The sequence below is a fragment of the Halomonas meridiana genome, assembly GCF_009846525.1.
In the GTDB taxonomy this organism is placed as follows: domain Bacteria; phylum Pseudomonadota; class Gammaproteobacteria; order Pseudomonadales; family Halomonadaceae; genus Vreelandella.
On the sequence record NZ_CP024621.1, the window covers coordinates 591,986 to 606,862 of the forward strand.

The following is a 14,877-nucleotide window of genomic DNA, read 5'->3' on the forward strand; positions in this document are numbered from 1 at the left end:
AAACGGAACGTTTCCTTACACGCTGGCGTGACGCAACTGCTGCCAGCGCTGCCAATCTTCGGGGCGGTCGATGTCCCACATGGTATCTGGGTAGGCGGCTTCCAGGCCCAGCGCCGCCAGGCGCGCTTGCGTCACGCTCAATACCTGTTCGGTGCCCCAGGGAATGTCTTCAAACAGGCTGGGGTGATCCTGGTGGCTGCCAATCAGCCCGTAGCCGCCATCCTCAGCCGGTAGAATCACCACGGCAAAGGTGCTCAACGCCGCTCGGCAGCGTTTGAGCATGGCGCTGGTAATACTGGGGCAGTCGGTGCCCATCACCATGGCGGGGCCGTCGGTGCTGTTCAGTGCATGGCGAACGCGCCTGCCCACATCGCCCTGCTCTTGGGCGGCCAAGGCCATGCCGTGTTGGGCCTGAAGCTCTAAAAATAGTGGGTGGTGGTGGTCTAACGAGGTCCACAGCGTAACATTCTCCGCCCCCAGCGCTTCGCAGCCGGTGGCAACACAGTGTCGCACCATGGCGGCGTGGGCTTTGGCGGCGCCCTCTGCGCCCAAGCAGGGGATCAAACGCGTCTTGGCCTGCCCCGGCAGCGGCGCTTTGGCCAGCAGGTGCAGGTGGGGCGCGGCGAGCTTAACGTGCATCGCGGTACTCCTTAGCCAATTGAGTGGCGCTGACACCGCGCCAATAGCGGTAGCGTAGCCGCCACATGAGGCGAATGGTGGGCCAAGCGCCGAACTCGTCCCAGCGCCTGCCCGAGCTTATCACCTTCTGGCGCAGGCAGGCGGGGGGCGAGTGCGCCTTCAGGCGTTTGCTGAGTTCGATGTCTTCCATCAGCGGCTGATTGGGAAAACCGCCCAGCGCGCAAAACGTATCGCGGCGCACAAAGATGCCTTGGTCGCCGGTCGCGATACCGCTAATCCGCGAGCGCAGGTTCATCAAGCTCGCGACCACCGGCAGCCAATGGCTTCGCCCCGTGAGCTGAATATCGAATCGCCCCCAAGCGTGTTGGGCCAGCGCCTTTTGTAGATCTACCACCGCACGCTGCTCTTCGCCGGGGGGCAGTTGGGTATCGGCATGCAAAAAAAGCAGCGCCGGGGCGTGGGCGTGCTGCGCACCCAGGTTCATTTGCCGTGCTCGTCCGGGGGCGCTGCTGAGTACCGCATCGGCCAGCGGTGCTGCGAGGGCCACGCTGGCATCGGTGCTGCCACCATCCACGACGAGGAGTTGAACGCCTGAGGCGCGCAGCGGTTGCAGCCGCGTGAGCGTTGCCTGAATACCCGCTGCCTCATTGAGCATGGGAATGATGATGCTCAGGGACGCAGGCGCGGGGTGTGGATCAGCCAAGGGCAATGATCGGCCCTCCTGCAACGGTGGCATCGGCTTCGTCATGGGTAACGAGCAGGGCAGGCAGGCCCGCCTCCCGCAGTTGGCCGAAAACCAGCGTGCGCATCTCTTGGCGCAGCGCCGTATCGAGTTTGGAGAAAGGTTCATCCAGCAGCACGGCGCGAGGCTGGGAGAGCAGCAAACGCATCAACGCTACCCTAGCCTGCTGCCCGCCAGAGAGCGTGGCCGGGTCGCGGGCTTCAAACCCCGTAAGCCCTACCTGATCGAGCGCTTTGGCAATCTGCGCGCTCTTTTGCGGGCTGCGATGGGGCAGGCCAAAGTGCAGGTTGCCGCCGACGCTCAAGTGGGGAAACAGCAGCGGGTCTTGAAACAGCAGGCCAACGCCGCGCTGCTCGGCGGGCAGGCTGAGTACGTCGGTGTCGCCAAGGCGAACCTGCCCTTGGGCGGAGAACGTGCTGTGTAAAAAGCCGGCGATAAAGGCCAGCAGTGTCGATTTGCCGGAACCCGAGGGGCCCATCACGGTGAGCACTTCGCCGGGGGCCACCGTGGCGTCCACATGCAGCAGCGGGCGGCCAGCTAAGTGAATGCTTACTTGCTCTAGGGTCAGGGCATTGGCAGCGTTATTCACGGGGTTCCTTATCCACAGGGCGTCTTAACCTTGGCGTTGAACGTTGAGAGGGACACGGCGTGGAGCGCCTAGCCACCGGGGCAGTGCGACGGCGGCCATAAAGCCTACAAGCGGCAGGCCCGCTTGCACCAGCGCCCACACGCCGATTAAGCGGCGGTTTCCTCCGGAGGCCAGCGCCACGGCTTCGGTGGTCACTGTTGGTACTCTGCCTGCGCCTAATAGTTGGGTGGGTAAATATTGGCCAATACTGACCGCCAAACCCACCGCCACGGCGGTCAGCAGCGGGGCGAGCAGGAGCGGCAGCCGCACGCGCCAAAACGCCCGGCGGCGCGAGACGCCCAGCGACTGCGCAATGTAGAGCCAGCGAGGATCTAAGCGGCGGTAGGCCTCGGCTAGCGAGAGATACACATAAGGCAGCACGAACAGCAGGTGGCCCGACACCACCAGCGCTAGCTGGGGGCGAATGCCCAGGCGTTCGGCGGCTACCACTAAGCCATATAAAAATGCGATTTGCGGCACCAGCAGCGGCAAGTAGAGTAGCCAGAGCGAACGGGTAGGGTGAATCTGCTGGCGCTGCTCGTTTTCAAGAGTGGCGACGACCAACGCGGCCGCCAAGCCGGTCGAGAGCAGCGCAATCAGCGCGGTATTCACCAGCGGCCCGGCCAGCATGTCGGCGCTGCGCTGCCAGTGGTCGAAGGTAAACGACTGCGGCAGCAGCTCAGGAAAACGCCAAAACCCGGCCACCGAGAAAAGCCCTAACCCGATCAGCGCGGCCAGCGCGGCCAGGCTTGCCAGGGTTAGCCCCGCTCGGCCTGTTACGGTGAAGAGGGCTTCCCCCCACTGCCGGTCGCCGTTGGTCAGCCAGCGCTGGCTCAGCCTGCGGGCTAGCTGCTCTAACAGCCACCAGCTCAGCAGCGCGGCCAGCGTCACGCCCAGTTGCAGTACCGCGGCGGCTGATGCCATAAAACGGTGGGTAATGTCCGGATCGCTAAACCAGCCAAGAATCGAGACGCTCAAGGTGGGCGGCAAGCGCGGCCCCAAAATCAGCGCCATATCCACCACCGACGTGGCGTAGGCAATGACCGCGTAGATAGGTAGGCGTATCAATGGATAGAGCGAAGGAAGCACCACTTTGAGCCAGGCAATCGTGGGCGCGTAACCCAGCGACCGCGCCAGCCGCAGGCGCTGTTCCGCCTGTAACTGGGGCAGCGCCGCCAGGCTCATTAACAAGAGAAACGGGGCTTCTTTGAGTACCAGGCCGAAGGTGAGCGCAAGCCCCCAGGGGTCGTTCACGATCAGCGCATCGGGAGGCGCTTCCCAGCCGGAGAGCCAGGGGGAGATAAGCCGTGCCATCAGCCCGGAAGGCGCGATTAAAAACGCAAAGCCGAACGCCACCGCCGCGTGGGGAATTGCCAGCAGGGGCGACACCAAGCGGCGTAGGCTGCGGTCCAGCCAAGTGCCTTGGCTGGCAGCTAAAAACAGCACGACGATCAGCAGCGCCAGCGCCGTACTGGCCAAGCCGCTGGCAAAGCTCACCGCCACCGAGCGGCCAAGCCCCGGCTGGGCGAACAGCATTTGCCAAGCGGAGAGGTTGGCCTGCTCGCTCCCCAGTACCGGCAGGTAGCCAAAAGCAGGCAGCAACACCATGCCAAGCCCTGCGGTGACGGGAATCACCAGCAGGGCAATGATCAGAAGAGGCGCTAGCCGCAGCATGGTTCAGTGAGTCGCATGCGGGTGTGAGTCGTGCGTTTAGTTGACACCGTAACGCTCAAGCCAAGCATCCTGAAGGGCGTTCATCCAACTGGGGTGGGGTTCGGCAAGGGTGTTGGAGAGCGCATCGGCGGGCAGTGCTGCTGGGTGGCTCTCGACCTGCTCGAAGAGCGCCTGGTCGCTCGGCTCAAGCTGCTGGATCGCTAACACGCTGCGGTCGCCCCACATGCTGAGCGACTGCTTCTGGGCTTGCGCCTCCGGGGAGAGCAGGAAGTTGGCTAGCGCCATTGCACCCGCTTTATGGGGTGAGTTGTAGGGAATCGCCACGAAGTGCACGTTACCCAGGGTGCCGCCTTCCAACACATAGCTACGCACGCTTTCCGGCAGCTCATACTCCATCACCGCCACGGCGGCATCGGTGGGGTAGAACGAGAAAGCGAGGCTGAGTTCGCCGTCGCTCATTAGCGTGCGAAGGTTGGGGCCGGATTCGGGAAAGCTACGGCCACTGCGCCATAAATGCGGGTGAAGCTCGTCTAAATAGGCCCACAGCGGTTCGGTGATCTCCTCGAAATCGGCGTCTTCGACCGGCGCGTAAAGCGCTTCATCTTGATCGGTCAGCTCGATCAGCGCCTGCTTGAGGAACGTGCTGCCGGTGAAATCGGGAATACGCGGATAGCTAAACTGGCCGGGATGCTCTTTGGCCCAGCCGAGTAGCGCCGCAATGCTTTGAGGCGGCGTGTCGGTTTGCGCGCTGTCGTAGTAGAAGGTGATTTGCGCTTTGCCCCAGGGGGACTCGTAGCCTTCGGTGGGCAGGGTGAAGTCGGTGACGACTTCGGGGTTTTCGTCAGGGTAAGTGAGGGCGAAGTTCGGCAGCGATTCCGCAAAAGGCCCAAACAGCAGGTCTTGCTCGCGCATGGCGGCGAAGTTTTCGCCGTTGATCCAAATCAAGTCGATGCTGCCCTCGCTGTCGTTCCCCGCCTGCTGCTCACCCAATACCCGCGCCACGGCGCTGCTGGTGTCGTCGAGTTTCACGTGCTCCACGCGAACGCCATAGCTCTCCTGCATCTGCTCTGCGACCCAGGCAATGTAGCGATTGGTGCGCGCGTCGCCGCCCCAGGCATTCCAGTACACGGTTTGGCCGTCGGCGGCGTCCAGTACGCTCTCCCACTCTTGCGGGTCGGGGGCGGCGACCGCAGGGGCGGTGAAGGTGACTAGAGCAAGCGCCACGGCGGTGGCCAGAGCAGAGCGTGGTTTCATCGCACACCTCATCAAATCAGTTGGTTATAGAGCGGTTTGTAGGCACTGCAGTTCACTGTGGACGTGTTCGATAATGGGCAGCGAGAGGTAGTGCTCGACACGGTCGCGCACGTGGTCGATCACGACCGCATCGGTCAGCTCGGCCGACCAATCCTCGCCCCGGCGCTCGTCATCCTGGCGATGTAGGTGCTGAGCGCGCCACTTGGCACACCAGGTGAGCGACCACAGCCAGGTGGCGCGTCGGCAAGCAATCAGCGTATCCACACTTGGCAACGTAATCTCAGGCGCTGTGACCATCGCAGCCTGCCAGCGACGATAGAACCCAACAACCTCCTCCAGGCTGAGTACCGCTTGGCTATTGAGGTCCCAGGTGGTCGAGGTGTAGAGCGAGGTGTGGGCCAAATCGATGCCCGGCAGGCCATAGCGGCACTTCTCGAGATCCACCAGCACCGCCCGGCCATCGTCGGTGATTAAAAAGTTGCCGGGGTGCGTATCAAAGCTGATCAGCGTAGGAGCGGCGTCGTCCAGCGTGCGGGGCAGTAAATCCAGCTCCTGCTGAATACGCAGGTGAATACCGCTGGGGAGCTGGGCATCGCTCAACCACTGGGCCTGCTGAGACACCTCCTCCACCATGGCCTGCCAAGGCGATTTGGGGGCCAGCAGCGGCGGGCGCTGGCGAGGCAGCGGCTGGCGGTGCAGGCTGGCGAGTGTGTCGGCAATGGCAGGCAGGTCCTGGGGGAGTTCGGCCAAGCGCCCGCGAATCGCCTCGACCAGCAGCGCGCCGCGTGGCAGCGCTTCGCTAGGTGGTAGTACACCGTATAGGCGTGGCGTGTGCCCGCCGTGGCTGGCCCGTTCGTAGCAGGCGGCTTGATACGTCAAGTTTTCCGCTGGCGGCAGGTTCATCTGGCTCTGCTTGGGCAGTCGCGCCACCCAGTCGTCCCCTTCGCGGTGAATCCACACGTGGTCATGGGCCAGGCCGGTATCGGCCATGGGCGACAGCGATTGGTAGTCGATCTCCGCTTGCTGCAGGGTCGTGTCTAATGCCTGCAGTTGATCCTCAGAGAGTGTGGACATAGCGCATTCCGTAGTGTGAGAAACGGTAGCCGAATTAACGATGGCTGAACCTTCGGTGTTGCCACTCAGTGGCAGAATCATGACCAACCTTACACGCTTCATCATAAAAAACGATGACGCTGCGCGCAGCGGTTGGGATTGCGAGGCGCATTAACGACAACGGCACCCCAGGGGGTGCCGTTGAACTACTGCCGTCAGCGCTGACTTACATCGCAGCAATCTTCGCCTGCTGCTCTTCGAGCAGCTTTTTGGCGGACTGGAATTCCGCCAGTTTGCCGCGCTCTTTCTCGATCACGGCGTCGGGGGCTTTGGCGATAAAGCCTTCGTTGCCCAGCTTCTTCTTGATGCCACCGATGAGCTTGTCCTGTTTCTCGATCTCTTTGGCGAGGCGAGCAAGCTCCGCGTCTTTATCGATCAGGTCCGCCATCGGCACCAGCACTTCCATATCGCCGACCAGCTGCGTGGCTGAAAGCGGGGCGTCTTCTGGGTTGGCCAGCCACGTCACACTTTCCAGTTTCGCTAGCTTGGCCAGGAAGCGGCGGTTCTGCTCCAGGCGTTCGGCGTCTTCGGGCTGGCCTTTGGTCAGCAGCACATCCAGCGGCTTACCGGGGGCGATGTTCATCTCGGCGCGGATGTTGCGCACCGCGATGATCACGCCTTTCAGCCACTCGATATCGCGGGTGGCCTGCTCGTCGATCTTGCTCTCGTCGGCTTCCGGCCACGCCTGATGCATGATGGAGGCATCGTCGCCCACATAGGTGCCCGCCAGCGGTGCCACGCGCTGCCAGATCTCTTCAGAAATATAGGGCATCATCGGGTGAGCCAAGCGCAGGATAGTTTCCAGTACCCGCACCAAGGTGCGGCGGGTGCCGCGTTTGGCGTCGGCACTGGCCGCTTCGTCCCACAGGACCGGCTTGGAAAGCTCCAGGTACCAGTCGCAGTACTCGTTCCAAACAAACTCGTACAGCGCTTGGGACGCGTGGTCGAAGCGATACTCGTCCATGGCTTTGGTGACTTGCGCTTCGGTTTTCTGTAGCTGGGAGATGATCCAGCGATCGGCTAGCGACAGCTCCACTTCTTCGCCGCTGGTGCCGCAATCTTCGCCTTCGGCATTCATCAACACGTAGCGCGAGGCGTTCCACAGCTTGTTGCAGAAGTTGCGGTAGCCGTCTAGGCGGTTCATATCGAACTTGATATCGCGCCCGGTGGTGGCCTGGGAAAGGAACGTAAAGCGCAGCGCATCGGTGCCGTGGGCTTCGATACCGTCTTTAAATTCTTCTTTGGTGGCTTTGGCAATCGCTTTGGCCTTCTGGGGCTGCATCATGTTGCCGGTGCGCTTTTCCAGCAGGTCATCCAGCGTGATGCCATCGATCAGGTCGATAGGGTCCAGCACGTTGCCCTTGGATTTGGACATCTTCTGACCCTGGCCGTCGCGCACTAGGCCATGTACGTAAACGGTTTTGAAGGGCACTTCGCCAGTGAATTTCAGCGTCATCATGATCATCCGGGCGACCCAGAAGAAGATGATGTCAAACCCCGTTACCAGTACGCTGGAGGGGTGGAAGGTGTCCAGCTCCGGGGTTTTTTCCGGCCAGCCCAGGGTGCCAAATGTCCACAGGCCCGAGCTGAACCAGGTGTCCAGCACGTCTTCGTCTTGGGTCAGCGCCACGTCAGCGCCCAGGCCATGCTTCTCGCGGGCTTCCTCTTCGCTCCTGGCTACGTAAACATTGCCGTCGGCGTCGTACCAAGCGGGAATGCGGTGGCCCCACCACAGCTGGCGAGAAATACACCAGTCCTGCAGGTCACGCATCCAGGCGAAGTACATGTTCTCGTAGTTCTTCGGCACGAACTGAATGTCGCCGTTCTCTACCGCTTCGATGGCGGGCTTGGCGAGGCTCTCTACGGCCACGAACCACTGATCGGTGAGCAGCGGCTCGATGACATCGCCGGAGCGGTCGCCGTAGGGCAGGGTGTTGTTAACGCTCTCTACCTGCACCAGCAGGCCGAGGGCATCCATATCGGCGACGATCTGTTTGCGCGCTTCGAAACGATCCAAGCCCGCGTATTTGGCCGGCAAGGTGGCGTCTTCATCAGGCTGCGGTTGACCTTTCAGGTCGAAAATTTCCGCCTGCTCAAGAATCGTCGCATCTTTGGTGAAGACGTTGATCAGCAGATGGTTCTGGCGCTTGCCGACTTCGTAGTCGTTAAAGTCGTGGGCCGGGGTGATCTTCACGCAGCCGGAGCCTTTCTCCATATCGGCGTGCTCGTCCGCCACGATAGGAATACGGCGACCTACCAGCGGCAGTTCGATGAATTTGCCCACCAAGGAGGCGTAGCGCGAGTCTTCCGGGTTAACCGCCACGCCGGTATCGCCCAGCAGGGTTTCCGGGCGGGTGGTGGCGACCACCACGTAATCCTTGCCGTCGTCGGTTTTGACGCCGTCGGCCAGCGGGTAGCGGAAGTGCCAGAAGCTGCCCTGCTGCTCTTTGTTTTCCACTTCCAGGTCGGAAATGGCGGTGTGCAGGGTAGGGTCCCAGTTCACCAAGCGCTTGCCGCGATAAATTAGCTTCTCTTCATGCAGGCGCACAAAGACTTCCTGAACCGCTTTGTAGAAGCCGTCGTCCATGGTGAAGCGTTCACGGCTCCAGTCGACGCTGGCGCCCATGCGGCGCAGCTGGCGGGTAATGTGGCCGCCGGACTCCTCCTTCCACTCCCACACTTTATCGATGAACGCATCGCGGCCGAGATCGTGGCGGGTTTTGCCTTCTTCGGCGGCAATCTTACGCTCTACCAGCATCTGCGTGGCGATACCGGCGTGGTCGGTGCCTACCTGCCACAGGGTGTTGTTGCCCTGCATCCGCTTCCAGCGCGTCAGGGTGTCCATGATGGTGTCCTGGAACGCGTGGCCCATGTGCAGGCTGCCGGTCACGTTGGGCGGCGGAATCATGATCGAGAAGGGCTTGCCGCGGCCAGACGGGGCGAAGCGGTTATCGGCTTCCCAGCGTTCGTACCAGCGGGTTTCGATCTGTTCAGGTTGGTAGGTCTTTTCCATGGGGAGTCGGCTCACGGCTTGCAAAAAATGGGAGCAAGTATAGCGCGAACGCCCCGCGCTCGTCAGGGGCGTTGCATCTTGCTTTCAGGGGCGCTCGGTATAGCGTTTAGTCGCGCAGTGCGCGGTCGCGGACTTTCACCACGGGCTCCATTAGGTAGTCCAGCACGCTGCGTTTGCCGCTGAGAATGTCGATTTCTGCCACCATCCCCGGCATGATATCCAAAGGCTGGTTATCGGCGTCGTAAAGATAGCCGTCGGTACGCACTTCCACGGGATACATCAGCTCGCCGCTTTCCGGCATTTCTACCGCGTCGGCGGCGATGGTCACCAGCTCGCCGTCCAAGCCTCCGTAACGGGCAAAGTCGTAGGCGGTCAGTTTTACTTTGACCGGCTGGCCGGGGTAGAGAAAGGCGATATCGGACGGGCGAATATGCGCTTCTACTACCAGGGCATCATCGGCAGGCACCACTTCCACCAGCGGCTCGCCAGAACCTGCCACGCCGCCCACCGTACTGATGTGTACTTGATTGACCACGCCGTCTACCGGCGAGCGAATCGTGGTGCGGGCGACTTGGTCCGCACGCCCCGGCAGGGTTTTTTGCAGCTCGGCGACTTGGGAGGTCGCTTCGGCCAGCTGGGCTAACGCATCGGCCTCGAAGGCGTTGCGTGCCGCCACCTTGCGATCTTCGATTTCCGCAATCGACGCCTCGGCGCGCGCCACGGCGCTCTGCTGACGGGCCACTTCACCCCGCAGCTCATTGAGCGATTGGCGCACCCGCAGTAGCGAGGTTTCCGGTTCGATGCCGCGCTGGGCCAGCGGTTGGATGATCGCTAGCTCCTGTTCGGCCAGCTGAACGCCTGAGCGGGCTGTGCTAAGGGCGGCTTCCAGCTCCGCTGTCTCTTGGCGTCGCTGGTAGCCCTGCTGCTCTAGCACCTGTAGCTCCGCATTCAGTTCTAATTGGCGGCCATGAAAGAGCCGCGTTTCGCTGGCGGCCACGCTGGGGGCTGCTTGGCTCAGGGCCTCATCCAGCGCCAGCGGCGTTTGGCTGATTTCGGCCTCTAAACGCTGGATACGCAGTTGTAACGAACGCAAGCGCTGGAGGCTCTCTTCGTAATCACCTCTAAGCGTGCCACCGCTGAGCACCATGAGCGTATCGCCTTGGGCCACCGTATCGCCCCGGCGCACGTTGATCTCCGTGACCACGCCGCCTTCCAAGCTTTCGACCACTTGCAGGCTGCGCGAAGGCACCACTTTGCCCTGGCCGCGGGTGACTTCATCCACTTCCGTGAGATAGGCCCAAACAAAGCCAATCAGCAGAAACGCGATGATCGTGAGCAGTAACAGGCTACTGCCGATGGGGCGCTTGGCACGTCCGTGACGTACGAAATGCTCAAAATCCAGTTGAGAAGTAGGACGGTTCACTGGGCAGTTCCTTCACGCGAGCGGTGGGGAGCGGCTTCCACAGGGCGCATGACCTGGGCTTTGGGGCCGTCGGCGACGATCTGGCCCTGGTCGAGAATCACCACGCGGTCCACCAGCTCCAGCAGGCTAGTGCGGTGGGTGACCACCACCAGCGTTTGCGTTGGGCTCGCGGCTTTCAGGCGCGCAATCACCTCTTTTTCGGTTTGGATATCCATGGCGCTGGTGGGCTCATCCATCAGCAGAATCGGCGGTGCGCCCAGCAGTGCGCGGGCCAGGCAGATCAACTGCCGTTGCCCGCCGGAGAGCCCCTCACCGCGCTCGCCAATCGGCATGTCGTAGCCTTTGGGGTGGCGGGCAATGAAGTCATGTGCTCCGGCAAGCTTGGCGGCGTTGAGAATCTGCTCATCGGTGGGGTGGTGGGCACCAATGGCAATGTTTTGCCGCACGGTGCCGGAGAAGAGCCAGGCTTCTTGCAGAACGCTGCCAATGTTGTGACGTAAATCCGCAGGGTCGATTTGTCGAAGGTCGGTATCATCGACCAGCACAGCGCCCTGTTCCGGTGGGTAAATGCCCAGCAGTAGGCGCGCCAGCGTACTCTTGCCGGAGCCGACGCGGCCAAGCAGGGCGACTTTCTCGCCGGGCTCGATGGTCAGGTTGATATTCGCCAGCGCTGCGGTAGTTTGCTCGGGGTAGCGAAAGCTCACGTCCTGCAGGCGCAGCTTGCCTTCCAGCGTGGGGCGGCTGAGGTAGTGGCGGCCTGCCGGGCGCTCGGAGGGCATGTTCATCAACTGGTCGAGCGCGCGGTAGGAGGTACGCGCTTGGTTGATGCGCGTCATGGTTTGCGCCAGCTGTGCCAGCGGCGCCAGCGCGCGCCCGGTGAGAATGACGCAGGCAATCATGGCCCCCATGGAGATGGTGCCATCGCCCACCAGAAAGACCCCGTACACCACGATGCTGACCTGGGCGGCCTGCTGGGCAAAGGCAGTGGCGTTGAGGGCGAACTGCTGAATCGCGCGCCCTTTACGCCCTACATTCGACTGCTGGTGAACGCTCTCTTCCCAGCGTTTACGAATCATCGGTGCCGCACCGCTGGCCTTGATGGTTTCCAAGCCAGCAACGGCCTCGATCAACACGCCCTGCTTGGAACGGCTCTCCTCAAAGGCTTGACCAGAAAGGCGTTTAAGAAACGGCTGAACGGCGATGCCAATCAGCAATACAAGGGGAACGGCGATCATGGGGATGATGGCCAGCGGCCCACCGATCAGATAAATCACGCCAATAAACAGCAGGATAAACGGCAGGTCGACAATGGCAACCAGCGACGCCGAGGCGAAGAAGTCGCGCAGTGTCTCAAACTCTCGGAGGGTATTGGCAAAGCCGCCGGTGGAGCCACGCTTCGCGCTCATTTGCAGGTTGAGCACGTGATCAAAAATACGCCGTCCCATGCGCAAATCTGCTTCCTGGCCAGCCCGCTCGATAAACAGCTGGCGCAGGGTTTTTACCGCAAAATCGAACAGCAGGGCGATACTCACACCGATGGTGAGTGCCACCAACGACTCTACCGCTTCGTTAGGCAGTACGCGGTCGTACACCACCATGATGAACAGCGACGTGGCCAGACCTAAAAAGTTGGTGAGCGCGGCGGCAATGATCACTTGGGTATACACCCAGCGATTCGAGGAGAGCGCGCTCCAGAACCAGTGGCCGCCTTGAATCGCTGGTTCACTATTTAAGCTGACCGGGCGGTAGCGGGCGCGTACGGCAATGAGGTGGCCGATATACGCCTCTTCCAGGGCGCTTACGTTGGTCTCCACCGGCTGTTTCCCCAAGGCCGGATCAAACAGCGCAAAGCGCTCCTCATCGATACGCTCGATAAGGACCACCGCGCGGCCATTTTTCAGCAGCGCCACCGCAGGCAGCAGCGAGTTACCCAGGGTGGCGAGGGTATGCTCGCCCAGTGCGGCGACCATGCCGTGGCGTTCGGCGGCATCAATGAAGCCGTCCGGGGTCAGCGGTGATTCGTTGCCTACCCGGTGAGCACGCACGGCAGCTTCAGAAACGGGCAGCGTTAGGTGGGCGGCCACGAAGGTCAAGCACTGCTCTAGGTTGTCGTGATGGGGGTTAGCGGCGTTCAAGGTGAATCTCCATCACATCCAGCAGTTCACCAGTGACCGCGAGCTGCTGGAAAGCGGCCTGTTCCCAGCGCACTCGGCGGTTAATCAGCTCCAGCGCGGTTTGAAATAGGTCGCGCTGAGCGTCGAGCAAGTCGTTGATGCTACTGCGGCCAACGGCAAACTGGTCGCGGTAGGCCAGCAGGGCTTCCTCTTCGGCGGCGAGCGTGGCGGTTTGCGCTTCCAGCTCCGCGCGTCGGGTGCGGGTATCGGTGTAGGCAGAGCGTACTTCGCGCTCTAGCTCGCGGCGCAGCGCCTGCTGCTCGTACTGGCTCTGCTGCTGGCGCTCGACCGCCTGGGCAACCCGCGAGGAGGTAGCACCGCCGCTGTAGGGGGTGTAGTCCACGTTAAAGAGCAGCGCGACGTCGTTGTCGGATTCGTTGAAATCGTTCACATCGAACTGGCGGCCCTCTACCGCCACGCTTAGGCTGGGAAGGCGGGCATTCCGGGTGGCCTGGGCCTCGGCGTCGCTGGCTTCACTGGTGAGCGTCTGGCTGCGCAGCGCGGCGTTTTGCGCCAGCGCTCTGTCTAGCAGGCGGTCTGCATTGGCATCGCTTAATAGCGCGGCACCCTGGGGCAGCGCCAGCACATCCGGCGTGGTGAAAAACGCTTCCTGATACACGTTGATCGCCCGGGCCAGCTCGCCTTCCAGTGTGACCAAGCGTGATTCGGCATCGCTCAAGCGGCTTTGCGCGCGCAGAACGTCGGCGCGTGAGCCTGCGCCTGCTTCACGGCGTAGGCTCACGTCTTCAAAAATACGCTGGTGCTGCTCAAGGTTATGCTCGGCCAATTGGCGCTGGGCGGTCAGACGAGCCACGTCTAGGTAAGCGTTCACCGCGTAGAGGACTTCTTCTTCAATGCTAGACTGGGACTGCCAAAACGCCGCTTCTGCGCTGAGGTCGGCGGCGCGTACGCGTTCGCTACTCGCGCCGAAATCCAGCAGTAGCTGGCTCAGCGTGACCACGGCATCGACGCGGGAGCCGCGGTCGGGCAGTGATTCAGTACGCTGGAGGTCGTTGCGGTACTCAAGGCCTGCATTCACCTGTGGACGGCGCACGGCGCGCACTTCGTCAATGCGCAGCACGGATTCCCGCTCCCGAGAGCGCTGAGCCAGAATGCCGGGCTGCTGCTCGATGGCTTGCTGAATTTTTTCACGTAACGCAACCAGTGCCACAGAGCTGCCCGTCGCCTCACTGGCTTGCCAGCGAAAGCGATCAAGGAGTTCTTTAAGCTCAGGCGAAAAAGCCGGGCCATCCAGAGAGGAAGCAGGCAAGGGGGCCATCTCGGCCAGCGGCTCCTCCAGCACGGGTTGAGCAATCAGTGGAGGGCTGACCAGCAGTAGGCCGAGTATGAGCGACCTGGTTACGTTCACATTCATTATCGTTCCTGAAGAGCATCGGTACTTAGCGCGTTTAGGTAGCGCTCGGCCAGTCATATTCGGCTTCGCTGCTCAGCGCTTCTTGCCATTGGGCAAGGGGATCTGAGGGCGGCACGGACGGTTCTGCCGTCGCCTTGCGTTGCTGATAGAGCTGCAAACGGCCAAGCTGCTGTTGCGATTGCAGCAGAGCGTACACCAAAGGGACGGCACCCAATTGCCAGAAAAGCCCTACTTGTTTGGCAGAAAGGGCCTGCCAAGCGCGCTCGTCGATTTGATACAGCGGTGTGCTGCCTTGATAACCGTGGGGCTGCCAGGGCGTCAGCAGTGCCGCCTTGGCCAACGCGTTAATACGCTTGGAAAGTCGCTGACAGCCTTGCTCACGCTGCTGTAGAAATGCCAGTACCTGGGCAGGAAAGCGGGCAAGCTCGCCGTGCTGGTTGAAAAAAGGCTCGGCATCCAGGCGTTCAACGACATAGGGCGAGTGCTGGTCAATACACAGCCTGCCAGGATAGTTAGAATGTAGCCCAAACGGGTGGCCGCGCAGCGCGGCAGGCACATAGGCTGCCCGCCAGCGCCCCTGGTCGTCTACCAGAAGGTTCTGGCCATCTTCCAGCCCCAGCAGCGCAACGGCCTGCCAACCTTCGGCGGTTTCCGTTAGCGCGATTGGAACATTCGCCGCCACATGGCGAAGCTCAGCGTCTGCCAGTGCGACCTGGGTAGTGGTTTGCGCGAAGTGGTAGGCAGTAAAACGCTGCCACATTAAACCGCCGTGGTGCTCTTGGCTGAGCGGCACCCACTGGGCAGCGTGGTTCATGGCGACAACCTTCTTTGATCGGGCGTGG

The 14,877-nt window shown here is 61.8% G+C and carries 11 protein-coding genes; all 11 read right to left on the reverse strand.

What is annotated here, in order from left to right; all coding sequences use genetic code 11:
* Positions 1–15 precede the first annotated feature (15 nt).
* The 11 genes from CTT34_RS02990 to CTT34_RS03040 all read right to left on the reverse strand — a co-directional run bounded on the left by CTT34_RS02990 (position 16) and on the right by CTT34_RS03040 (position 14,849).
* A complete protein-coding gene (locus CTT34_RS02990) occupies positions 16–639 on the reverse strand; it encodes a TIGR04282 family arsenosugar biosynthesis glycosyltransferase (protein ID WP_159341073.1) in 624 nt (207 codons plus the stop codon).
* Complete coding sequence (locus CTT34_RS02995) at positions 629–1,348, reverse strand: TIGR04283 family arsenosugar biosynthesis glycosyltransferase (protein ID WP_302476122.1); 720 nt, start codon at positions 1,346–1,348, stop codon at positions 629–631. The genes CTT34_RS02990 and CTT34_RS02995 overlap by 11 nt, the downstream gene beginning before the upstream one ends.
* Complete coding sequence (locus CTT34_RS03000) at positions 1,335–1,970, reverse strand: ATP-binding cassette domain-containing protein (RefSeq protein WP_159341077.1); 636 nt, start codon at positions 1,968–1,970, stop codon at positions 1,335–1,337. Before CTT34_RS03000 ends, CTT34_RS02995 begins: the two co-directional genes overlap by 14 nt.
* 24 nt (positions 1,971–1,994) lie before the next feature.
* Positions 1,995–3,683, reverse strand: coding sequence for an ABC transporter permease (locus CTT34_RS03005; protein ID WP_159341079.1), 1,689 nt, complete (start codon positions 3,681–3,683; stop codon positions 1,995–1,997).
* Positions 3,684–3,719: 36 nt separating this feature from the next.
* On the reverse strand, positions 3,720–4,937 hold the full coding sequence (locus CTT34_RS03010) for an ABC transporter substrate-binding protein (protein WP_159341081.1): 1,218 nt from the start codon (positions 4,935–4,937) through the stop codon (positions 3,720–3,722).
* Between the two features lie 24 nt (positions 4,938–4,961).
* The gene (locus CTT34_RS03015) at positions 4,962–6,011 is read right to left on the reverse strand and encodes an aminoglycoside phosphotransferase family protein (protein ID WP_159341083.1); all 1,050 of its coding nucleotides are present in this window, start codon (positions 6,009–6,011) and stop codon (positions 4,962–4,964) included.
* Positions 6,012–6,216: 205 nt separating this feature from the next.
* A complete protein-coding gene (locus CTT34_RS03020) occupies positions 6,217–9,063 on the reverse strand; it encodes a valine--tRNA ligase (RefSeq protein WP_159341085.1) in 2,847 nt (948 codons plus the stop codon).
* Between the two features lie 106 nt (positions 9,064–9,169).
* Positions 9,170–10,486 carry an HlyD family type I secretion periplasmic adaptor subunit gene (locus CTT34_RS03025; RefSeq protein WP_159341087.1) on the reverse strand — a complete coding sequence of 439 codons (1,317 nt, stop codon included), beginning with the start codon at positions 10,484–10,486 and terminating at the stop codon, positions 9,170–9,172.
* A complete protein-coding gene (locus CTT34_RS03030; RefSeq protein ID WP_159341089.1) occupies positions 10,483–12,621 on the reverse strand; it encodes a type I secretion system permease/ATPase in 2,139 nt (712 codons plus the stop codon). Before CTT34_RS03030 ends, CTT34_RS03025 begins: the two co-directional genes overlap by 4 nt.
* Entirely contained in the window at positions 12,608–14,035 is a 1,428-nt protein-coding gene (locus tag CTT34_RS03035; RefSeq protein ID WP_159341091.1) for a TolC family protein, read from the reverse strand. Before CTT34_RS03035 ends, CTT34_RS03030 begins: the two co-directional genes overlap by 14 nt.
* Positions 14,036–14,069: 34 nt before the next feature.
* Positions 14,070–14,849: a SapC family protein gene (locus CTT34_RS03040; RefSeq protein ID WP_159341093.1), complete on the reverse strand. Its 780-nt coding sequence runs from the start codon at positions 14,847–14,849 to the stop codon at positions 14,070–14,072.
* Positions 14,850–14,877: the final 28 nt, after the last annotated feature.